This is a genomic window from Sphingobacterium sp. SGG-5 (genome assembly GCF_011043525.1).
Taxonomy (GTDB): Bacteria; Bacteroidota; Bacteroidia; order Sphingobacteriales; family Sphingobacteriaceae; genus Sphingobacterium.
Map to the genome: position 1 here is coordinate 1 of NZ_JAAKGO010000032.1, position 616 is coordinate 616.

The 616-nt window shown below is 46.3% G+C and carries 1 protein-coding gene; it reads left to right on the forward strand.

Features of this window, described 5'->3' with window-relative positions; genetic code table 11:
- Positions 1–36: 36 nt before the first annotated feature.
- The coding region (locus G5B30_RS17130; RefSeq protein ID WP_410528449.1) for a sugar-binding domain-containing protein at positions 37–616 on the forward strand (580 nt) is incomplete at its 3' end.

Sequence of the window (616 nt, forward strand, 5' to 3'; positions counted from 1 at the left end):
ATATCTGTTCCCCAGTCATGGTCAGGAAAGTCTATAATGTTGCATTTTGGTGCTGTGTACTATGAATCCGAGGTTTACATAGATGGAGAATTTGTTGGCAGGCATCACGGTGGTAGTTCCAGTTTCAGTTATGACATCACTCCTTTTGTGAAGATAGGAAAGATACATAATCTGGTTGTCGTTGCCTCCAGTGATGTTCGTTCAGGATTACAGACAGCGGGAAAACAGTCGCTGCAACTGGCCTCGCACAACTGTAATTATACCCGTACCACTGGAATCTGGCAGACTGTATGGATGGAAGCTGTCGACAGCTATGCACTAAAAGCGTTACATGTAATACCTGATATAGATCAACAACAGGTTATTATCCATCCTACCTATTATCGGCAAAGTACATACAGCCTGACCGTGCGGGTCAGGGACAGCGGTAAAGTAATCGCGACAAAGACCGTTACGGCCAATAATTCAACTGTCATAGCGATCCCTGTCAAAGACCCGAAATTATGGTCTCCCGAGAGCCCCTTTCTATATGACCTTGAGCTGTCGGTTACCACACCGGCCGGAGAGGAAGTGGACCGGGTAAGTTCGTACTTTGGTATGCGTAAGATCCATGTGG